Here is a 17,421-nt window from a genome sequence, read left to right on the forward strand (position 1 = left end):
GGGTGGGGGGACAGTGGGCAGGCGGTTCAGCGGAGGCGCACGGGCGACCGTACGGCGCGGCGTCGTCCGATCGCAACGGTGAGCCCGAGCAGGGCCAAGGCGAGCGAGCCGCTGCGAGTGTGAGGCTTCTCCATGGCACAGCCACGACGGCTCGGCGGCGTGGGCGGAGGCTCGACGGAAGCGGGCTCGATGCGCGGGGGCTCGGTGGTCTCGGTGCTCTCTCCGGGCACGAACGGCGCCTGCTCGGGGCCGCGGGGATCGTGGCCGGCGCCGAGCACTGCGAGATCCTCGGCGGCGGAGCGAGTGGGGCGCGTCCGCGAGCACATGGTGTCGGAGAGCTCGCCGTTGGGGAGGCGATTGGCGTACACGACGTACTGCGTGCCGATCTCGTAGCTACGCCCGCAGGTGGCCGAGTGCAGTGCGGTCGAGATCTCCACTCGCAGGCCGACGTCGCCCTTCCACACGCGATCGACCTCGAAGCCGTAGTGCGCTCGTTGGCCGTCGTTGCTCATGATGAAGGCGCGCGCTTCGAATACCGCGTCGGATTCCTCGAGCGCGGTCCGAGGAGGCGACGGGCGACGACACGAGCACGCGCGGGAATCGCGAGGAGCGAGGCCAATCACGGCCACGACCGTGAGCACGGCGAGCCAGGCGGTGGAGCACGGGCCTCGGCGCATGCTGCGAGGGTACCGCCGCGTCGCGGGCGCGTGCCACCCCTGGCAAATGCACGGCATCTGGCCTACACACTCGCCGATGCTCACGGTTGCAGGGGTCACCAAGGCCTACGGAGGACGCACGCTGTTCGAGGAGGTCACCACCACCTTCGATGCGTCGCATCGCTATGGGCTCACGGGCGCCAACGGGGCCGGGAAGTCCACGTTCATGAAGATCCTGGCCGGAGAGCTCGAGCCCGACGTGGGCGAGGTGGTGCGGCCGCCGCAGAGCCGCCTGAGCATGCTCCACCAGGATCACTACCGCCACGAGGAGGACCGGATCCGCGACGTGGTGATCATGGGCAACTCGCGGCTGTGGGCGGCCATGCAGGAGAAGGACGAGCTGCTGGCCTCGGGCGAGATGAACGACGAGATCGGCATGAAGCTGGCCGAGCTCGAGGTCGTGATCGCAGAGGAGGACGGCTACAACGCGGAGCCGGAGGCCGAGCAGCTGCTGGTGGGCCTGGGCATCCCCGTGGCCGAGCACGAGCAGCCGCTGCGCACGCTGCAGGGCGGCCTGCGGCTGCGCGTGCTGCTGGCCCAGGCGCTGTTCGGCAGCCCCGACATCCTGCTGCTCGACGAGCCCACCAACCACCTCGATCTCGAGTCGATCCAGTGGCTGGTGGAGTTCCTGCGCAGCTACAACGGCGTGCTGGTGGTGATCTCGCACGATCGCCACTTCCTCAACGTGGTCTGCACGGACACGGCCGACGTCGACTACGAGAACATCATCCTCTACCCGGGGGGCTACGACGACATGATCCGCCAGAAGGTCCAGTATCGGACCCACGCGGAGAAGAGCAACGCGGCCAAGAAGAAGAAGGTGGCCGAGCTGCAGGAGTTCATCCGCCGGTTCGGGGCCAACGCCAAGAAGGCGAGCCAGGCGACCTCGCGGCGCAAGCAGATCGCCAAGATCGATCTGGTCGATCTCAAGCGCAGCAACATCCAGCGCCCGTTCATCCGCTTCGACGTGGGGACGCCCAGCGGCAAGCTGGTGCTCGAGGTCGACAAGCTCTCCAAGTCGTTCGAGGACCACGTGGTGCTCAAGGATGTGTCGTTCACCCTCACGCGCGGCGACAAGCTGGCGCTGGTGGGTCCCAACGGCATCGGCAAGACCACGCTGTGCCGCATCTTGGCCGGGCTCATCGAGCCGGACCGCGGCAAGTTCACGCTGGGCCACCAGGTCACGGTGGGCCACATGCCGCAGCAGCACGAGGAGGGGGTGTCCAAGGAAGACCCCAAGACCGCGTTCGAGTGGCTCTATCAGTGGGACGAGAAGGCCACGGTGCAGGAGATCCGGGGCCTGCTGGGTCGCATGCTGTTCCCCTCGGAGGACGCGGACAAGCCGGTGCGGGCGCTCAGCGGCGGCGAGACGGCGCGGCTGCTGATGTCCAAGCTGACGCTGACCAAGGACAACCTGCTCATCCTCGACGAGCCCACCAACCACCTCGACCTCGAGTCGATCCGCGCCTTGACCGAAGCGATGCAGAAGTACGAGAGCACCATGGTGTTCGTGAGCCACGACCACTACATGGTGGAAGACGTGGCCACGTGCGTGCTCGAGCTCAAGGGCGAGGGGGGCTTCGACTTCTTCCCCGGCAAGTACAGCGAGTTCCTGGCCAAGACGGGGCGGCGCGCGCGAGATCTGAGCTGAGGCGGCGGTCCGTCCGAGGGGCGCCATGAGCTGGCTCGACGTACCGCTGCGAGAGCTGCCGTTCGTGGTGCTCGATCTCGAGGCCACGGGTCTCGATGCACATCGCGATCGCGTGGTGGAGCTGGCGGTGGTGGAAGCGGTGCCGGGGCAGGAGCTGCGGCTGGCCTTCGACACGCTCGTGGATCCACAGCGGGCGATGGCGGCCACGGAGATCCACGGCCTGGGTGACTGGGACGTGGCAGGAGCGCCGACGTTTCCGCAGGTGGCACCGGCGCTGCTGCATGCGTTCGGGGATCGATTGCTGGTGGCTCACAACGCGGAGCTCGATCTACGGCTGCTGGGGGCCGAGCTGTCGCGGTGCGGGATGCTGCGTGCCGCGCCGCCGCACCTCTGCACGCTGCGGTTGGCGCGGGCGCTGGGCTCGGTTCGCAGCTACGAGCTCTCGGCCCTGTGCGACGAGCTGGGCGTGCCGCACCGGGCGGCTCACGCGGCGCGGCACGATGCGATGGCGGCGGCGGCTCTGCTGCGGCGACTGCTCGAGGGGCTCGCTCGCGTGGGCATGGGCACGCTGCGGGCGCTGGCCGAGGCCAGGCCGGGGCTGCTCGACTCGCTCGAGCATCCGTCGTGGCCAGAGCCCTCCGCGCCGTCCGAGCCACCCGTGCTGCAACCGCGGCAGGGGGTGGGACGGCACTACCCGGGGCACCTGAGCCTGCGACGCTATCGCGACGAGGTGTTGGGAGCGGTGCACGATCTCGAGATCTCGGAGGACGAGCTGGCGCGGATTCGAGGGCTCCGCGAGTCGCTCGAGCTGTCGCCGTCCCAAACGTGGGCCATGCATGCGCGGGTGTTCTCGGAGTACGTGGGGCGCTTCATCGATGACGACCGGCTCGATCCCGAGGAGATCGAGGGACTGTGGCGGCTGTCGACGTGCCTGGCCACGCTGGGCTGGGCGCCGGGAGAGCCGGCGCCATCGTGAGGGCCAGCCGTCGCGAGCCGGACCTCACGGCAGCGCCAGCGCCAGCACCACTCGCGTGTGCTCGCCCGGAGGGTCGATCGCGAGCTGGGGCCGAGGGAGCCCGCGCAAGCACGAGGCGACATCGGTGCGAAAGGCGTCGCGTCGCTCGCCGATGCCCAGCATGACGAGGGTGCCATCGGGGTCGAACGTCACGTCGTAGTCCAGGACGACCGACGCGGGTTCGTCGGGGCCGGGGGGGGTCCAACAGGCGCTCCCGAGCGTGGGCGCGAGGGCGTCGAGGGCGGCCTGGGCCTGCTGCTGCACGAGGGCCTCGAGCGCGGCGCCGGTGGGCCTTGCCGGGGCTTGCTCGACCGTGGGCGTGGTCGAGGCGGCGTTGGTGGGACCGGTGATGCTCGCGCTCGGAGCCGGTGCCCCGGTCATGGTCGGGGGCCCGGCTGCTGGTGGTGCCGAGGGCAGGGCTTGGGTGGGCTGGGCCGCCGGCTGCATGGCGCGCAGGCCGAGGTAGAGGCTCACGCCGATGATGGTGCTCCCCGCCACGATTGCGACGGGGAGGGATGGGCTTCGAGCATTGGTCATGATGGGGAGGAGGACGGCATCAGAGGAGCACGAGCACCTTGCTGGTGACCCAGTCGTTGTCGTTCCAGTTGCCGGATTGCCCGGCGGCCATGCGATAGCACATGCCCACGTTGTACGTGCCCGCGGCGAGCCCGGAGATCCGCTGCGACACCGCCATGGGGATGCTGGTGTTGACGGGGATCCGCACCACGCTCCAGTCGGCGTCGTTGTCGATCAGCACCCCGCCGGCGGCCGGCTGATGGCAGACCGAGAGTCGGCTCATGGTGGCGCCGGTGATGTTGGTGGTGCCGAGCACGGCGGTGCTGGTCACGTGGATCGTGTTGCCGGCCGCCACGGTCACCGACACGGTGGGTCCAAGGAAGACGTAGGCGGAAGGGCTGTCCATGAGCACGGGCACGACACCATCGACGTAGGCGTTGAGGACGACACCCGAGGGGCCTTGGAGCCCTTGGAGTCCCTGAGGACCGGCCGGGCCGACTGGTCCAACCGGACCGGCCGCACCCTGCAGGCCTTGCGGACCAGCGGGACCGACGGCGCCAGCGGGACCTTGCGGACCAGCAGGACCGACGGCGCCAGCGGGACCCACAGGACCTACGGAGCCCGCAGGACCGGCAGGGCCGGCAGCGCCAGCGGGACCGGCAGGACCGGCAGCGCCAGCGGGACCGACAGCACCCGCCGGGCCGGCAGGACCGACAGCACCCGCCGGGCCGGCAGGACCGACAGCACCCACCGGGCCAGCAGGACCGACAGCGCCCGCCGGGCCAACAGGACCGACAGCACCCGCCGGGCCGGCAGGACCGATAGCGCCCGCAGGTCCGGCAGGACCGACAGCGCCGGCAGGACCGACAGCGCCCGCCGGGCCGGCGGGGCCTTGGGGACCGGAAGGTCCAGACGGACCCATCGGACCCGTGACACCGTCTGTTCCCGCGGCACCATCCTGTCCAGCGGGTCCCGTAGGCCCAGCGGGTCCAGCGGGTCCAGCGGGCCCCGCCGGCCCGAGCAGCCCCGTTGGATCACCCACCCACTGCCCATTCTCGTCGATCACCAGTCCATGGCCCAGGATCTCGATGCTGCTGGGATGGATGTCGCCGTTGACGTCGTTGGCGAGCATCGCATAGGGCACGCTGCCCACGAGGCTGCGCGGTGACATCTCGTCGTCGCCTTCGATCGCCATGGCCATGTAGCGGGTGCTGCCGTCGATGACGCCGGCATCGAGCTCGGTGAGCGAGCCGAGCTCGACGGAGTAGTAGCCCACCTCGAAGGTGATGGTGTGCGTCTCGGTCCACAGCGCGTTGCCGCCGAACTGCGAGTCGTAGAGGGTGAAGGACACCTCGAGCGTGTCGCTCACCGGCGCTCCGTCCACGTCGAACAGCCGTCCTTGGTGGGTCAGGGTGGCTGGCACGGCGGCTCGGGTCGATGGCGTGACGGCCAGCAAGCCGAGCACGGCGGCGAGAGTCAGGGGAACCCGCCGCGAGGCCTTCATGGCGGACTCCCGTTGGCGCCGACGAGGCCGCCTTGCACGCGATAGTGGGTGGAGACATGCGTGGACTGGAGCGAGGACGGCTGGCCGAGCGTGTGCACCACGGTGTACTTGCGGCTCGAGGCCCGCGTGCCCGAGGAGACGAGCTGGTTGACGGTACGGCCGGTGATCGCATCACCGCCGGTGGTGTCGTCGCTCGAGCTCGAGTCGGAGCCGCTCGAGCTGCTGACCCCGGTGACATCGACCCCTTCGGTGGTGTCGACCCCGGTGGTCGACGTGCCGGTCGAGCCCTGGGTGTCGGTACTCGTGGTCGAGGAGTCCGAGCCCGAGCTGGCGACCACGGACGAGTCGTCGCCACACGAGAATCCCAGCGTCGTGACCAACAACAGCGCCCAGCCCGATCGCCGAGCCGAATGCGATGGATGCGATGGATGGCTGCGCATGGCGTCCTCCCCTCAGTTGGTGACGAACACCCGGTTGTTGACCCACTGGTTGTTGTTCCAGTTGGCGGCTTGACCGGCGGCCATCTGGTAGCAGAGACCGACGTTGTAGGTGCCTGCCGCGAGCGCGGCGATCCGCTGCGATACGGACAAGGGGATGCGAGTGCCCACCGTCACGGCCACCGAGCTCCAGTCGTTGAGGTGATCGACCAGGGCACCGCCACCGCTTGGTTGGTGGCAGGCCGAGAGGCGGCTCATCGAGGCGCCGCCGATCGCGTTGGAGCCGAGCACGGCAGTGGCATCCACGTGGACCAGATTGCCGGCGGCGACCGTGACCGAGACGGTGGGCCCGAGGAAGACGTAGGAGCCCGTGTCGATGAGCGCGCCCACCGATCCTTGCGCATAGCCATTCATGACGATGCCGGAGGGTCCTTGAGGACCTGCGGGCCCCGCGGGTCCAGCCGGTCCAGCAGGCCCAGCGGGCCCTTGAGAACCCGCGGGACCTTGAGAACCCGCGGGTCCAGCAGGTCCCGCGGGGCCGGGCGCTCCCTGAGCGCCAACGGGGCCAACGGGGCCGACGGGGCCGGCAGGGCCCACCGGTCCAGCGGGACCGGCCGGTCCAGCGGGTCCGAGAGGGCCGGCGGGTCCAGCGGGCCCCGCAGGTCCATCGACGCCAGCGGGCCCCGCAGGGCCGGCGGGTCCAGCAGGCCCTGCGGGTCCCACGATGCCCGTGGGTTCGCCGACCCAGTTCCCATCGCCGTCGATGACCGGTCCGTATCCTTGGATCTCGACGCTGCTGGGATGGATGTCGCCGTTGACGTCGTTGGCGAGCATCGCATAGGGCACGCTACCCACGGAGCTTCGCGGCGACATCTCGTCGTCGCCCTCGATGGCCATGGCCATGTAGCGGGTGCTGCCATCGATGATGGTGGAATCGAGCGGCGTGAGGCCACCGAGCTCGATGGAGTAGTAGCCGTCCTCGAAGTCGATCGCGTGGGTCTCGGTCCACAGCGCGTTGCCGCCCACCGGCGCGTCGTACACGGTGAAGGTGACGTCGAGCGCATCGGTGACCGGCACCCCATCGAGGTCGAACAGTCGACCCTGATGCGTGACGGTGGGCGGTACCGCGGCGCTGACCGACGACGCGAGCGCGAGCGCGACGAGCAATGAGGAACAGATCAAGGAAGGGAAGGCAGGCGATCTCATGAATGAAGGCTCCATGCGCCTCCGGCCATGCCCACGTGACAGCGGTGGACCAGCAGGGGCGAAGACGAGTCGTCCAAGTTCGCGCAGAGCCCAGCACGGCCCCGCGGCGAATCGGACACAACCGAAGACGTTGGAGCCGGTCGAATTGAAAAGGATGCGAGCTGGGCGACGCTCGCCCACTCGGCCGACCGGTCTTCCGGTGGCGAGGCTACGAGCCTCTCGCGCAAATCTTGCGCAAGTGCGCAGCTCTCGCGCGATTCATTTGCCGCCGACGCGCTGCGTTGGGTGGCCTAGCTTGCATCCGTGACCGAGGAAACCAAAGCGCTCCCCACCGTTGGCGACTTCATGACGTACACCCCCTGCACGGCCGACGAGGGTCTGTCCATCCTCGACGCGCAGGATCGGATGAACGCCAACAACATCCGGCACCTGCTGATCACCCGCAACGACCACCTCGTGGGGGTGGTGAGCAGCCGCGACATCACGTTCGCGCTGTCGTTGCCCGGGGTCAAGCCCGAGAAGGTGACCGTGTTCCAGGCGATGACCGCCGCGCCCTTCACCTGCGGTCCCAGGGCCTCGCTGGCCGAGGTCTGCAAGGAGATGGAGGCGCACCGCTATGGCTGCGCGGTGATCGTGGACGATGGCCTGGTGACGGGCATCTTCACCACCACCGATGCGCTGCGGGCGGTACGGGCCCTGGCCACCGGGGAGGCGGTCGAGCCGATGGTCAAGCCCACGCACATCGTCGAGCAGCCCAAGGTGCGGCCGCACATCGAGCACTCGTATCGGCTGGGCGAGCACCTCGGCCACGCCGGACCGTCGGCCAAGGACGGGCGACTCATCGGCGCGGGCGGTTGACGCTCGCGCCGACGCATCGACCCGGGCGGTGGTTCCGGTAGCTCGTGCCCCCGATGGACGGACGCGCGGGCTACGCTGCGTTGGCCGTGGTGCCGCAGTGGTGGCATCGCACGGTGCCCGCTCCGATGCCCAGGATGCCGCCGCAACGCAGGCACGTGCCGGCGGTCGCCAGCTCGCGAAGACGAGCGCGCGCGATGAGTCGAAGTCCCACGCGATCGAGGACGGCATCGAGCCCTCCGTTGCCGCACAGGTACACGGCGAGATCGAAGGCTTCGTCCCAGCGAGTGCCCAACCGCTGGGCGAGCTCGTCGAGCGAGAGCTGACCGCGCTCGCCCAGGTACCGATCGAGCGCCTGCAGGTCGAAGCGTCCGAAGTGGAGCCGCGCTCGCGGGCTGCGCAGGCGCCACAGCAGGATCGCGGGCACCACCAGGGGCACGCCGAGCCCGAGCAGGACCAAGAGCACGCGGTAGCCCTTGCCCGCGCGCAGCCCGTGGGCGAACCGCCCGAGGAGCACGTGCGCGCCATGGGCCACCAGCAGGAGCACGGCGCCGCCCACGAGCGCACCCACCACCGAGATGCGCGCGTTGCCCAGCAGCGCCATCGCCAGGAACGCGGCGCCGAGCAGCACCGCCCAGGCCATGAGCCCGCGGCCCAGCAGGTCGAGGTAGGTGGCAGTGCTGCGCACGACCAGGGGAACCGGGGAGGAGGACGAGGGGACGTGGACCGACGCATACTCGCGCTCGCAGTAGGGGCAAGCGAGGAGGTCCTGGCCGGTGATGCGGGTGGCACCGCCGCAGCTCGGGCACAGCCGTAGGTCGTCGCGAAGCGTGGCGGTCGAGGTCGAGAGCACCCGATCCTCTCGCCGCTCGAACACCACGGGAAGCTCGGGGTGCCGCTGCAGCAGCTCGCGGAGCGCCTCGGGGCGCAAGCCCACGGCCGCCGCCAGCTCCGGCACGGTGGTGGTGCCGCGGGTCCGAACCGCCTCGACCACGAGGTGCAGATCCACGCCCATGGCCAGCGCGATCGGACGACGCAGCCAGGCCACGAGCCCCGGCACGCCGAGCAGCGGGAGCAGCAGGTACGAGGTGCGCACCGACATCATCGGCACGGCCAGCGCCAGCGTCAGTGGCAGCGCCAGCTCGAGCTCGTAGCTCTCGGGGCGGCGCTGCGTCAGGCCGCGATCCTGCTCGCGGAGGAACTGTCCGAGGATCACGAACAAGCCGAGGCTCGCGGCGATCTCCACGAGCGCGGTGCCCAGCTCGGAGCTGGGCACGGCCAGCGCCCCCCACCAGGAGCGGAGCTGCTGGCCGACCAGCTCCCATGCCGCGACGGCGAGCATGGCGAGGTGGAGCACGCGGGTGCCCGCGATCACGCGATGGGGTGGCTGCCCGCGCAAGACCAGCGCCAGCAGCACCATCCCCGCCAGGGCCCACGGGACCGACCCCGATTGCCCCACCAGCGTGACCAGGTAGGGAAGCGGTGCGGGATCGAACGACGGTGAGCGCACCCCGAGCTGCCAGTAGAGCGGGGTGGCGGGCGGCGATGAGCCCAGGCTCGCCACCCATGCCTGCGCGCCCTCGGTGACCTCGCCCTGGCGCTGGAGCTCGACGCGGTCGTAGGCGCCGTAGCCGTTGGCCACCCACAGTCCCAGGGCAGCATCGGGTGGCGCGAGCACGCGCAGGGTGACGTTGCGGATCGTCAGCGGTGAGCGAGGACCCACCTGCTGCATGCGCAGCACATCCACGCCATCGTCTCCGGCACGCCACGCCCCGTGGAGGGTGTACGCCAGGTCGAGCCGGTGGCGACCCTCGCCCGGCGTGTTCGGTAGATCGAGGTCGAGCCAGTCGTCGTAGTGCCGCACGCCCACTTCGATCGGTGCGTCGTCGATCGCCGCGTGCTCGAGCACGAGCTCGGGGCGCAGCGGGAACGCGCCGGGGATCGGCTCGAGCTGGAGCTCACGGCCGTGCGGTCCGCGACCGCCCTGCCACACGAGCGTCTCGCGGATCCGGGTGGGAGCGCCGAGGAGATCGATCTCGGCCACGACCACCGCTTCGCCGTGGGGCTCGGTGCTCGGGCCGGCGCCGCAGCCCACCAGCCACAGCAGCCACCATGGCCACCACCAGCACCGTGCCCTCGCCATCGACATGGAGTGGGCTCAGGCCGTGCCCTCGAAGTGCTTGCGGAGCCCGGGCAGCAGGGTGGAGCTGCTCTGCGGGGTGTCGCGCAGCAGCGCTCGGGCCAGCTCGTTGGCCGAGGAGAAGCGCTCGTCGCGGTCCTTGGCCAGCGCGCGCACGATGACCGCCTCCACCTGGGGATCGACCTCGATGCCCAGCGCCTTGTCGGCCATGGGCGGGACCGGCTCGTACACGTGCATGCGGATCATCTTCACCGGGTCCTCGCTCTCGAACGGCGTGCGACCGGTGAGCAGCTCGTAGGCGATGATCCCCGCGGTATAGAGGTCGGCCCGCGCATCGACGTCGGCGCCCAGGCACTGCTCAGGAGACATGTAGGGCGGCGTGCCGATGAGCTGCCCCTTGACGGTGAGCGACTTGCCTCCGGGTCGGCTGCCCCGCAGGACCTTGGCGATGCCGAAGTCGCACACCTTCACGAAGTCGTGGCTGCCCATGCGCGAGAGCAAGAAGATGTTCTCGGGCTTGATGTCGCGGTGGACCACGCCCTGCTCGTGCACGGCTTGCAGCGCGGCGAGCAGCTGCAGGAGGATCGGCTGGGCGCGATCCCACGAGATCCGCCCCTCGCGGGCGAGGGTGTGCCCGAGGTCCTCGCCCTCGAGGTACTCCATCACCATGAACGGTCGGCCGGTCTCGGTCTCGCCGAAGTCGGTCACCTCGACCACGTTCTCGTGGTGGATCTTGGAGGCCGCGCGCGCCTCCTGGATGAAGCGCTCGACGATCGAGGGCTCGTGGGCCAGCTCGCTGGCCAGCACCTTGATCGCCATCGCGCGCCCGATGGTCTCGTGCTCGCCCCGGTACACCTGCGCCATGCCGCCGCCGCCGATCAGCTCGCCCACGACGTAGCGATTGGCCAGGCGCGTGCCGGCGGGCAGGAGGTCGTGTGGCGTAGCGCCGGGGATCGTGGGCTCGGTCGTCGCCATCCGCTCCCGGCATCGTAGCCGATGGATCCCGGTGATGGGGTCCTTCCTGGCCGCTCTCGGAGGTCAGCGGACGGGGCGCAGCCTGCCCGCGGGGTGGAGAGCTGCGACGGCCAGGCCAGCGCGGGGGCGGGGGCGTGAAGCGCCGTGCAGCCCAGCCACACGGACGTAGCCTCGTTGTCGAGGCCGATTACTCATCGAGCACGGAGGGCAGCGACCGGGGTCGCCGAACCTCGACCGGCTCGTCGTCCTCGTCGAGCGCGGCGCGGCTCGGTCGACGCTCCGTGAGCGGCGGGTAGGGCGTGTCGGCGAGCGGCGGCTCGGGGGTGGGCTCGGGGCGGTAGACGTCGGGAGACGGCGCGAGTGGATTGACCGGCTCGGGCGTCGGTGCGGCCGGCTCGGAGCGCGGCGTCGACGATGCGCTCGGGCGTGCGGGTGGCGGTGGAACTTCGGGGGTGGGCTCGGGCTCGGAGCGGCTCGGAGCGGACGCGAGCATGGTGCGATCCTCGGGCGATCCGGATCGCTCCTGCCGCATCGCCACGAAGCGAAGGCGAGCCCGCTGCACGCTCTCGACGTACTGCAAGCTTCGTGGCGGTAGTGTGCCGTCGTTGGCCATCCACTTGCCCACGTTGCCGGCTCCGGCGTTGTACGAGGCCAACGCCAGGGTCTCGTCACCGTCGAAGCGATCGAGCAGCTTGAGCAAGTAGACGCTCCCCGCCTCGACGTTGAATTCGGGCTCGTACACGCGAGCGACCGGGCGATCGAGCTCGCGCGCCATGGCGCTGGCGGTGGCCGGCATCAGCTGCATCAGGCCCCGCGCACCGGCGGGGCTCTTGGCACGGGGTTGGAAGCGGCTCTCCACCCAGATCACCCCGTTGATCAGATCCGGATCCATGTCGTAGCGCGCCGCGACGTCCTCGACGATGGGCTGGATGGGGGCGATCCGATCGCGATCGGCGAGGGGGAACGGCGGCGCGGGCTCGATCGAGGGCAAGGCATGATCGCGATCCTCGTGGGCCGCCGCGGCCAACGCCTCGCGCGAGGGCCCCGGCGTACGCTGCCCCGGGGCCCCTGGGCCGAGGCCGGACCATTGGAATTGCGCGCACCCCGCGGCTAGCACGACGAGCCCCACCAGGGCGGAGCGGCCAATCATACGGTTGGGGACGCGATCGAGTCGGGCCATGCCCCGGACCCTAAAGAAGGCAGCGCGTCGCCCAAAGTTTTCGTCGTGCTTCGCATCTGCGCAATTCGCGCCGGCGCTGGAGCATTCGGTCGCGTTTGGGATCATCGGTCCCCCAGCTCTCCCGGCGCGGTGCATGATGGTGCTCGCGATGGTCGTTCGCCGTGCCGCCCTGCTGGTCAGCCCTCTTCTGCTCGCTTTCGTCCCGGCTGCCGAGGCCAGGGGGCCCTCGCCCGGCTACCACCCGTGGGCGCCCAAGACCAATGGACCGCTCGTGATCGATGCGGCCGATCTGGTGGCGCATCCCGAGCGCCATCGAGGTCGCGCCATCCCGGTGGAGCAGCCCGACTTCCATGCGCTCGATGACTTCGCGGTCCCGCCTGGCGAGCAGACCGAGCCCGACTCGTCCCGAGCCGGTCGCACGCCCGAGGGCTGGGTGCAGCGCGGCGGCGTGGTCCTGCCGCAGCCCGTGGCCTCGGGCGATCTCGAGGTCGACCCCGACGTGATCCATGCCGTCGAGGACATCCCGGGCAACGAGTACCCGCGCAAGCACACCCTGTTCATGAACTTCAACGGCGGCATGCTCTACGCCAGCGCCGACAACTCGGCCGAGAACCGCTCCACCCTGGCCAAGCAGGCCGTGTACCCCACCTACGAGGGCGGGGAGCAGAAGGCGCTGTCGATCATCCAGGCGGTGCAGGAAGACGTGGCGGCCTACGGCATCAACGTGGTCTACCTGTCGCGGCCCAACAAGACCGTGCCCTACACCATGGAGATGGTGGGCGGGCAGTGGACCGACACCAACATCGACTCGCCCGCCGGCGGCGTGGCGCCCGGGGCCGACTGCGGTGCGCTCGGTCAGCGCCACGTGGTCTACACCTTCGCCAGCGGCGGCACCTCGGCCACGCAGGCCGCGAACACGGCCAGTCAGGAGGCGGGACACGCCTGGGGCCTGGACCACACCTTCAATTGCGGCTCGGTGATGTCGTACTGCGGCATTGCCAACGGCGTGTTCTCGGACTCCTGCGATGGCCTGTGCGAGACGCAGTGCCAGGGCCCCAACAGCGCGGGCTGCCGTCTCACCCACGAGGAGTTCTGCGGGGTGGGCAACGATCAGCAGAACGAGGACGCGGAGCTCGCGTGGCTGTTTGGCGGCAACGAGCCCGACATGGAGGCGCCCATGGTCGAGATCGTCGAGCCCGTCGACGGCCTCGAGATCCCCGAGGGCGGCGACGTGGACGTGCGCAGCCTGATCTCCGACGACTACGGGGGCTACGGCTGGTACTACGTGATCACGCAGGACGGCGAGGAGATGGCCAACTTCGTCGACTACGAGCGCCAGGTCGACGACGACTACCGTCCGGCGCTCAACCTCGCCGGATTGCCGGCCGGGGTGTGGGTGGTGACGGTGGGGGCCGAGGATCACTTCGGCCACATCACCGAGGACTCGGTCACGATCTACGTGGGCACGCCCAATGAATCGGGCTCCGTCGACAGCAGCGGGGGCAACGACACCAGCCCGCCCAAGGGCACGGGCACCGACGGGGAGAGCGGCGAGTCCGGTGGCGGGCAGCCGGAGATGACCGGCGGGGACGATGGCGATGGCAAGGGCTGCGCGTGCACGGCGGACTCATCGGGCGGCCGTGGCGGCGGGGCGCTGGCCTTCTTGGCCTTGCTGCCCTTCCTGGGGCGTGCGTGGGGCCGTCGGCGTCGGCGCGATCGTCGCTTCGGCGACGCCTAGGACGGGGCTCACGGAGGCGGGCGATGGGGCCGAGCCACGGCGGTGCGGGGACGCGCACGTCGCGGGTTCGACCGGAGGCTTGACCCCGGGCCGCGGATCCATATGCTTCGTCCTCCCTCGCCGCCCCGGGCGGCGGACGGGCGCTGCGCTTCGTCCTCGGCACGACGCCGCGAAGCCTCGCCCGGGCCGACTACGCTCGGCCGATTCGATCTTCGGAGAACCTCCCATGTCCAGCTTCAATCAGGCCATCGTCAGGACCGGCGGCAAGCAGTATCGGGTCGAGCCCGGTGCAGTGCTTCGCGTCGAGAAGCTCGAGGGCGAGGTCGGCGGCAGCATCGAGCTGCCCGAGGTGCTGCTGCTCGGCAGCGGCGCCGAGGCACGCGTCGGCAAGCCCTTGGTCGAAGGCGCCAAGGTCAAGGGCACCATCACCGCCCACGGCCGCGGTCCCAAGCTCGTGGTCTACAAGTTCCGCCGTCGCAAGAACTACCGCCGCAAGATGGGCCATCGCCAGGCCTACACCGAGATCAAGATCGAAGAGATCACCGGCTGACGCCCCAGGCGCTTCCAGAGGACCAGATCCATGGCACACAAAAAAGGTCAGGGCTCGATCAAGAACGGACGCGACTCCAAGGCGCAGATGCGTGGGGTCAAGAAGTTCGGCGGCGAGGCCGTACGTGCGGGCAACATCATCGTGCGTCAGGTCGGCAACAGCTACCGCCCCGGTCCGGGCGTGGGGCAGGGCAAGGACTTCACCCTGTTCGCCCTCGTCGATGGCAACGTGCGCTTCTACAAGCGCGGTCGTGAGCGACGCCCGCACGTGGCCGTCGACGCGGCTCCGGCTCAGGCTGCCGAGTAGGTGACGACCCCGGTCGCGGCGTCGAACGCCGCGCGGGTCCAGCCTCGGCCGAAGGACGGCCTGTCCCATGCGTTTCGTCGACCTGGTTCGCGTCGTCGCCCGAGCCGGCCGCGGTGGTGACGGCGCGGTTGCGTGGCGTCGCGAGAAGTACGTCCCCAAGGGCGGTCCTGCCGGGGGTGACGGAGGCGATGGTGGCGACGTGGTGCTCGAGGCCGATCCCCACCTCACCACACTGCTCGACCTGCGCTATCGCCAGCGCCTCCACGCCGAGAACGGGCAGCCCGGGGGGATCCGCGATCGCAACGGGCGAGGCGGAGAGGATCTCGTGATCAAGGTGCCGGTGGGCACCATGGTCTACCTCGAGGGGCACGCCGATGCGCCCGACCGCGTGACGGTCGCGGACGACGACGGCGAGGGCATGGAGACCGTCTACGTCGACGGAGATCCGGCGGCGCTGCAGCGCCTGCGCGAGGCTGCGGCCGAGCTCGCCTCCGAGGGCAGGGGCAAGGGCGAGTCGGCGCCAGAGCCAGAACCAGAACCAGAACCAGAGCCAGCACTGGCCGACGCGAGCGAGGACGGCGATGCCAGCGACGACGAGGACGAACTCTCCGTGCCGCTCGAGCTGCTCGATGCCGAGGGTGGTGACGGCCTGCGTCCTGCCGCCGAGTTCGTGGAGCACGAGCCCGGCATGCTGCTGGGCGATCTGAGCACGGCCCACCAGCGCCTCACGATCGCCCGCGGCGGACGAGGTGGGCGCGGCAACATCCACTTTCGCAGCTCCACCAATCGCGCGCCCGACCGGGCCGAGCCTGGCGAGTCCGGCGAGGCGTTTCGCGTGCGCCTCGAGCTCAAGCTGCTCGCCGACGTGGGCATCGTGGGCTTTCCCAACGTGGGCAAGTCGACCTTGATCCGCAAGATCAGCCGTGCGCGACCCAAGGTGGGCGCGTACCCGTTCACCACCCTGGTTCCCAACCTCGGCGTGGTGCAGCTGACCAGCGGACGCTCGATGGTGGTGGCCGACGTGCCCGGGCTCATTCGCGGAGCCAGCGACGGCAAGGGCCTGGGCCTGCAGTTCCTGCGGCACCTCGAGCGCACGCGGGTGCTGCTGCACGTGCTGGCGCCCGATCCCGAGCCCGGGCGCGAGCCGCTGGCCGACCTCGAGGCGCTCGAGCACGAGCTCTCTCGCTACGGCTCGCAGTTCGATGGTCGCCCCAGGGTGGTGGCGTTGAACAAGCTCGACCTGCTCGGCGACGAGGAGGGGCGCGCGATGGTCTCGCAGCTGCGGGCGGAGCTGCGCGCGCGCAACATCCCGTTGTTCACGATCTCGGCCCAGACCGGCGCGGGGATCCCCAAGCTGCTCGAGGCGATCTGGCGCCGGCTCGATCCTGCGAGCCCCCCGCCGGCCTGAACGAGCACGCAGGTGCTGGTGCCGCCTGCGCTCTGCGACCGTCCGATCTCGCGACGGTGGGTCGAGCGGCGAGCAGGAAAACTCGACCAGGTGCCTCGATCAGGAAACTGGGCCGGGCCATTCGCGTGGATGCGAGCCGGGGAGGTCTGCCCTTCGCCTCCCAGGGAGGATCCCGTGGCCCCGTCACCTCGAGCTTCGCTCCATGCCCTTGCCCCTGCCGCTCGGGCCTCCTTCTGGTGGAGGCTTGGGGGCCTTGATACCTTTGTGTCCGTGCTGGACTCGCTCGTTCACGGCCCCATTCTTGGCCCCATTCTGGGGATGATCGCGGGCCGTGCCCGTCGTGTCCTCTCGTCCTTGCCCGCCGTGGTCGCGCTGGTGCTGTGCATGGGGGTCGCGGTGGCTGCGCGAGCCCAGCCGGCTCCGGTCAAGCCCACGCCGGTCAAGCCCGCCCCCGCCAAGCCGGCACCGGCCAAGCCGGCTCCCGCCACGGCTCCGGCCACGACGACCCCGGCTCCGGCCACGACGACCCCGGCACCGGCCACGACCGAGCCCGGTCGCACGCCCACGGCCGCGAGTGCCGATCCCTTTGCCACTCCCGCGGCCGGAACCGGAACCGGGACGGCTGGGCCGGCCAACCCGAACGTTCGCGAGAGCGAGCTCTACGGCGATCGACTCGACAACCTGCAGGGCGAGGTCGACGAGCTCAAGGACAAGATCTTTCGCAGCAAGGCGCGCCTGACCCTCCTCAAGGAGACCGTGCTGCGGGGCGTGCTCGCGGGCAGCCGTGTCACCATCGCCCACCAAAACCTCATGGGCTCGGGCTTTCGGCTCGTGAAGGTGGTGGTGATCATGGACGGCGCCCAGATCTTCGCGCGCACCGACGAGACCGGCAGCCTCGACGGCGAGGACGAGCTGCTCGTCTACGACGGCAACCTCCCGCCCGGGCCCCACAGCGTGACGGTGGAGCTGACCTACCAGGGCAACGGCTACGGCGTGTTCGCCTACCTCAATGGCTACACGTTCGACTCGCGGAGCTCGCACTCCTTCACCGCGCCCGAGAACGGGGCGGTCAAGCTGGTGAGCCAGGGCTTCGAGCGCGGCAACATGACCACCGAGATGAAGGATCGCCCGGCCGTCAACTGGCAGGAGGTCCCGCTCGATGCCGCCGGCCGGCCGCTCCCGCGAACCCGCGGCAGCAAGTCCAAGGACAAGGACGAGGGCTAG

General features: G+C 70.2%; 17 protein-coding genes. 8 read left to right on the plus strand and 9 right to left on the minus strand.

What is annotated here, in order from left to right:
• Positions 1 to 26: 26 nt before the first annotated feature.
• Positions 27 to 677: a hypothetical protein gene (locus tag OEB96_RS02665; protein ID WP_266213827.1), complete on the minus strand. Its 651-nt coding sequence runs from the start codon at positions 675 to 677 to the stop codon at positions 27 to 29.
• 76 nt (positions 678 to 753) lie between these two features.
• Between OEB96_RS02665 and OEB96_RS02670 the strand changes: the two genes are divergently transcribed.
• Positions 754 to 2,367, plus strand: coding sequence for an ABC-F family ATP-binding cassette domain-containing protein (locus OEB96_RS02670; RefSeq protein ID WP_266213828.1), 1,614 nt, complete (start codon positions 754 to 756; stop codon positions 2,365 to 2,367).
• Between the two features lie 25 nt (positions 2,368 to 2,392).
• Positions 2,393 to 3,343: a 3'-5' exonuclease gene (locus tag OEB96_RS02675; protein WP_266213829.1), complete on the plus strand. Its 951-nt coding sequence runs from the start codon at positions 2,393 to 2,395 to the stop codon at positions 3,341 to 3,343.
• Positions 3,344 to 3,367: 24 nt separating this feature from the next.
• Here OEB96_RS02675 and OEB96_RS02680 read toward each other — a convergent pair whose 3' ends face one another.
• From OEB96_RS02680 to OEB96_RS02700, 5 genes are all read right to left on the minus strand, one after another.
• Positions 3,368 to 3,919, minus strand: a complete 552-nt coding sequence (locus OEB96_RS02680) for a hypothetical protein (RefSeq protein WP_266213830.1) — start codon at positions 3,917 to 3,919, stop codon at positions 3,368 to 3,370.
• Between the two features lie 19 nt (positions 3,920 to 3,938).
• On the minus strand, positions 3,939 to 4,304 hold the full coding sequence (locus OEB96_RS02685; RefSeq protein ID WP_266213831.1) for a hypothetical protein: 366 nt from the start codon (positions 4,302 to 4,304) through the stop codon (positions 3,939 to 3,941).
• Positions 4,305 to 4,510: 206 nt separating this feature from the next.
• Positions 4,511 to 4,834: a hypothetical protein gene (locus tag OEB96_RS02690; RefSeq protein WP_266213832.1), complete on the minus strand. Its 324-nt coding sequence runs from the start codon at positions 4,832 to 4,834 to the stop codon at positions 4,511 to 4,513.
• A 564-nt stretch (positions 4,835 to 5,398) separates the two neighbouring features.
• A complete protein-coding gene (locus OEB96_RS02695; RefSeq protein ID WP_266213833.1) occupies positions 5,399 to 5,842 on the minus strand; it encodes a hypothetical protein in 444 nt (147 codons plus the stop codon).
• 12 nt (positions 5,843 to 5,854) lie between these two features.
• A complete protein-coding gene (locus OEB96_RS02700) occupies positions 5,855 to 7,045 on the minus strand; it encodes a collagen-like protein (RefSeq protein ID WP_266213834.1) in 1,191 nt (396 codons plus the stop codon).
• Positions 7,046 to 7,348: 303 nt separating this feature from the next.
• Here OEB96_RS02700 and OEB96_RS02705 point away from each other — a divergent pair, with 303 nt between their 5' ends.
• Positions 7,349 to 7,903 carry a CBS domain-containing protein gene (locus OEB96_RS02705; protein WP_266213835.1) on the plus strand — a complete coding sequence of 185 codons (555 nt, stop codon included), beginning with the start codon at positions 7,349 to 7,351 and terminating at the stop codon, positions 7,901 to 7,903.
• Positions 7,904 to 7,973: 70 nt separating this feature from the next.
• Here OEB96_RS02705 and OEB96_RS02710 read toward each other — a convergent pair whose 3' ends face one another.
• The 3 genes from OEB96_RS02710 to OEB96_RS02720 all read right to left on the minus strand — a co-directional run bounded on the left by OEB96_RS02710 (position 7,974) and on the right by OEB96_RS02720 (position 12,195).
• Positions 7,974 to 10,049, minus strand: coding sequence for a hypothetical protein (locus tag OEB96_RS02710; protein WP_266213836.1), 2,076 nt, complete (start codon positions 10,047 to 10,049; stop codon positions 7,974 to 7,976).
• 9 nt (positions 10,050 to 10,058) lie between these two features.
• Positions 10,059 to 11,015 carry a serine/threonine protein kinase gene (locus OEB96_RS02715; protein WP_266213837.1) on the minus strand — a complete coding sequence of 319 codons (957 nt, stop codon included), beginning with the start codon at positions 11,013 to 11,015 and terminating at the stop codon, positions 10,059 to 10,061.
• Positions 11,016 to 11,202: 187 nt separating this feature from the next.
• Complete coding sequence (locus OEB96_RS02720; protein WP_266213838.1) at positions 11,203 to 12,195, minus strand: lytic transglycosylase domain-containing protein; 993 nt, start codon at positions 12,193 to 12,195, stop codon at positions 11,203 to 11,205.
• Between the two features lie 148 nt (positions 12,196 to 12,343).
• On the opposite strand from OEB96_RS02720, the gene OEB96_RS02725 reads away from it, so the two are divergent.
• From OEB96_RS02725 to OEB96_RS02745, 5 genes are all read left to right on the plus strand, one after another.
• The gene (locus OEB96_RS02725) at positions 12,344 to 13,933 is read left to right on the plus strand and encodes a hypothetical protein (RefSeq protein WP_266213839.1); all 1,590 of its coding nucleotides are present in this window, start codon (positions 12,344 to 12,346) and stop codon (positions 13,931 to 13,933) included.
• 226 nt (positions 13,934 to 14,159) lie between these two features.
• Positions 14,160 to 14,483, plus strand: a complete 324-nt coding sequence (gene rplU, locus OEB96_RS02730) for a 50S ribosomal protein L21 (protein WP_266213840.1) — start codon at positions 14,160 to 14,162, stop codon at positions 14,481 to 14,483.
• 30 nt (positions 14,484 to 14,513) lie between these two features.
• Positions 14,514 to 14,789, plus strand: a complete 276-nt coding sequence (rpmA, locus tag OEB96_RS02735; RefSeq protein ID WP_266213841.1) for a 50S ribosomal protein L27 — start codon at positions 14,514 to 14,516, stop codon at positions 14,787 to 14,789.
• Between the two features lie 67 nt (positions 14,790 to 14,856).
• Positions 14,857 to 16,197 carry an Obg family GTPase CgtA gene (cgtA, locus tag OEB96_RS02740; protein WP_266213842.1) on the plus strand — a complete coding sequence of 447 codons (1,341 nt, stop codon included), beginning with the start codon at positions 14,857 to 14,859 and terminating at the stop codon, positions 16,195 to 16,197.
• A gap of 354 nt (positions 16,198 to 16,551) precedes the next feature.
• Positions 16,552 to 17,421, plus strand: coding sequence for a hypothetical protein (locus OEB96_RS02745; protein WP_266213843.1), 870 nt, complete (start codon positions 16,552 to 16,554; stop codon positions 17,419 to 17,421).

This window comes from Paraliomyxa miuraensis, from assembly GCF_026337845.1.
Classification (GTDB): Bacteria; Myxococcota_A; Polyangia; order Nannocystales; family Nannocystaceae; genus Paraliomyxa; species Paraliomyxa miuraensis.

Excerpts from the sequence above, each read along its gene's own strand:
- OEB96_RS02680 (WP_266213830.1), bottom strand. The coding sequence starts at position 3,919 with ATGACCAATGCTCGAAGCCCATCCCTCCCCGTCGCAATCGTGGCGGGG.
- OEB96_RS02700 (WP_266213834.1), bottom strand. The coding sequence starts at position 7,045 with ATGAGATCGCCTGCCTTCCCTTCCTTGATCTGTTCCTCATTGCTCGTC.
- OEB96_RS02720 (WP_266213838.1), bottom strand. The coding sequence starts at position 12,195 with ATGGCCCGACTCGATCGCGTCCCCAACCGTATGATTGGCCGCTCCGCC.
- OEB96_RS02675 (WP_266213829.1), top strand. The coding sequence starts at position 2,393 with ATGAGCTGGCTCGACGTACCGCTGCGAGAGCTGCCGTTCGTGGTGCTC.
- cgtA (WP_266213842.1), top strand. The coding sequence starts at position 14,857 with ATGCGTTTCGTCGACCTGGTTCGCGTCGTCGCCCGAGCCGGCCGCGGT.
- OEB96_RS02695 (WP_266213833.1), bottom strand. The coding sequence starts at position 5,842 with ATGCGCAGCCATCCATCGCATCCATCGCATTCGGCTCGGCGATCGGGC.
- OEB96_RS02685 (WP_266213831.1), bottom strand. The coding sequence starts at position 4,304 with ATGGACAGCCCTTCCGCCTACGTCTTCCTTGGACCCACCGTGTCGGTG.
- OEB96_RS02725 (WP_266213839.1), top strand. The coding sequence starts at position 12,344 with ATGGTCGTTCGCCGTGCCGCCCTGCTGGTCAGCCCTCTTCTGCTCGCT.
- rplU (WP_266213840.1), top strand. The coding sequence starts at position 14,160 with ATGTCCAGCTTCAATCAGGCCATCGTCAGGACCGGCGGCAAGCAGTAT.
- rpmA (WP_266213841.1), top strand. The coding sequence starts at position 14,514 with ATGGCACACAAAAAAGGTCAGGGCTCGATCAAGAACGGACGCGACTCC.
- OEB96_RS02710 (WP_266213836.1), bottom strand. The coding sequence starts at position 10,049 with ATGTCGATGGCGAGGGCACGGTGCTGGTGGTGGCCATGGTGGCTGCTG.
- OEB96_RS02665 (WP_266213827.1), bottom strand. The coding sequence starts at position 677 with ATGCGCCGAGGCCCGTGCTCCACCGCCTGGCTCGCCGTGCTCACGGTC.
- OEB96_RS02715 (WP_266213837.1), bottom strand. The coding sequence starts at position 11,015 with ATGGCGACGACCGAGCCCACGATCCCCGGCGCTACGCCACACGACCTC.
- OEB96_RS02670 (WP_266213828.1), top strand. The coding sequence starts at position 754 with ATGCTCACGGTTGCAGGGGTCACCAAGGCCTACGGAGGACGCACGCTG.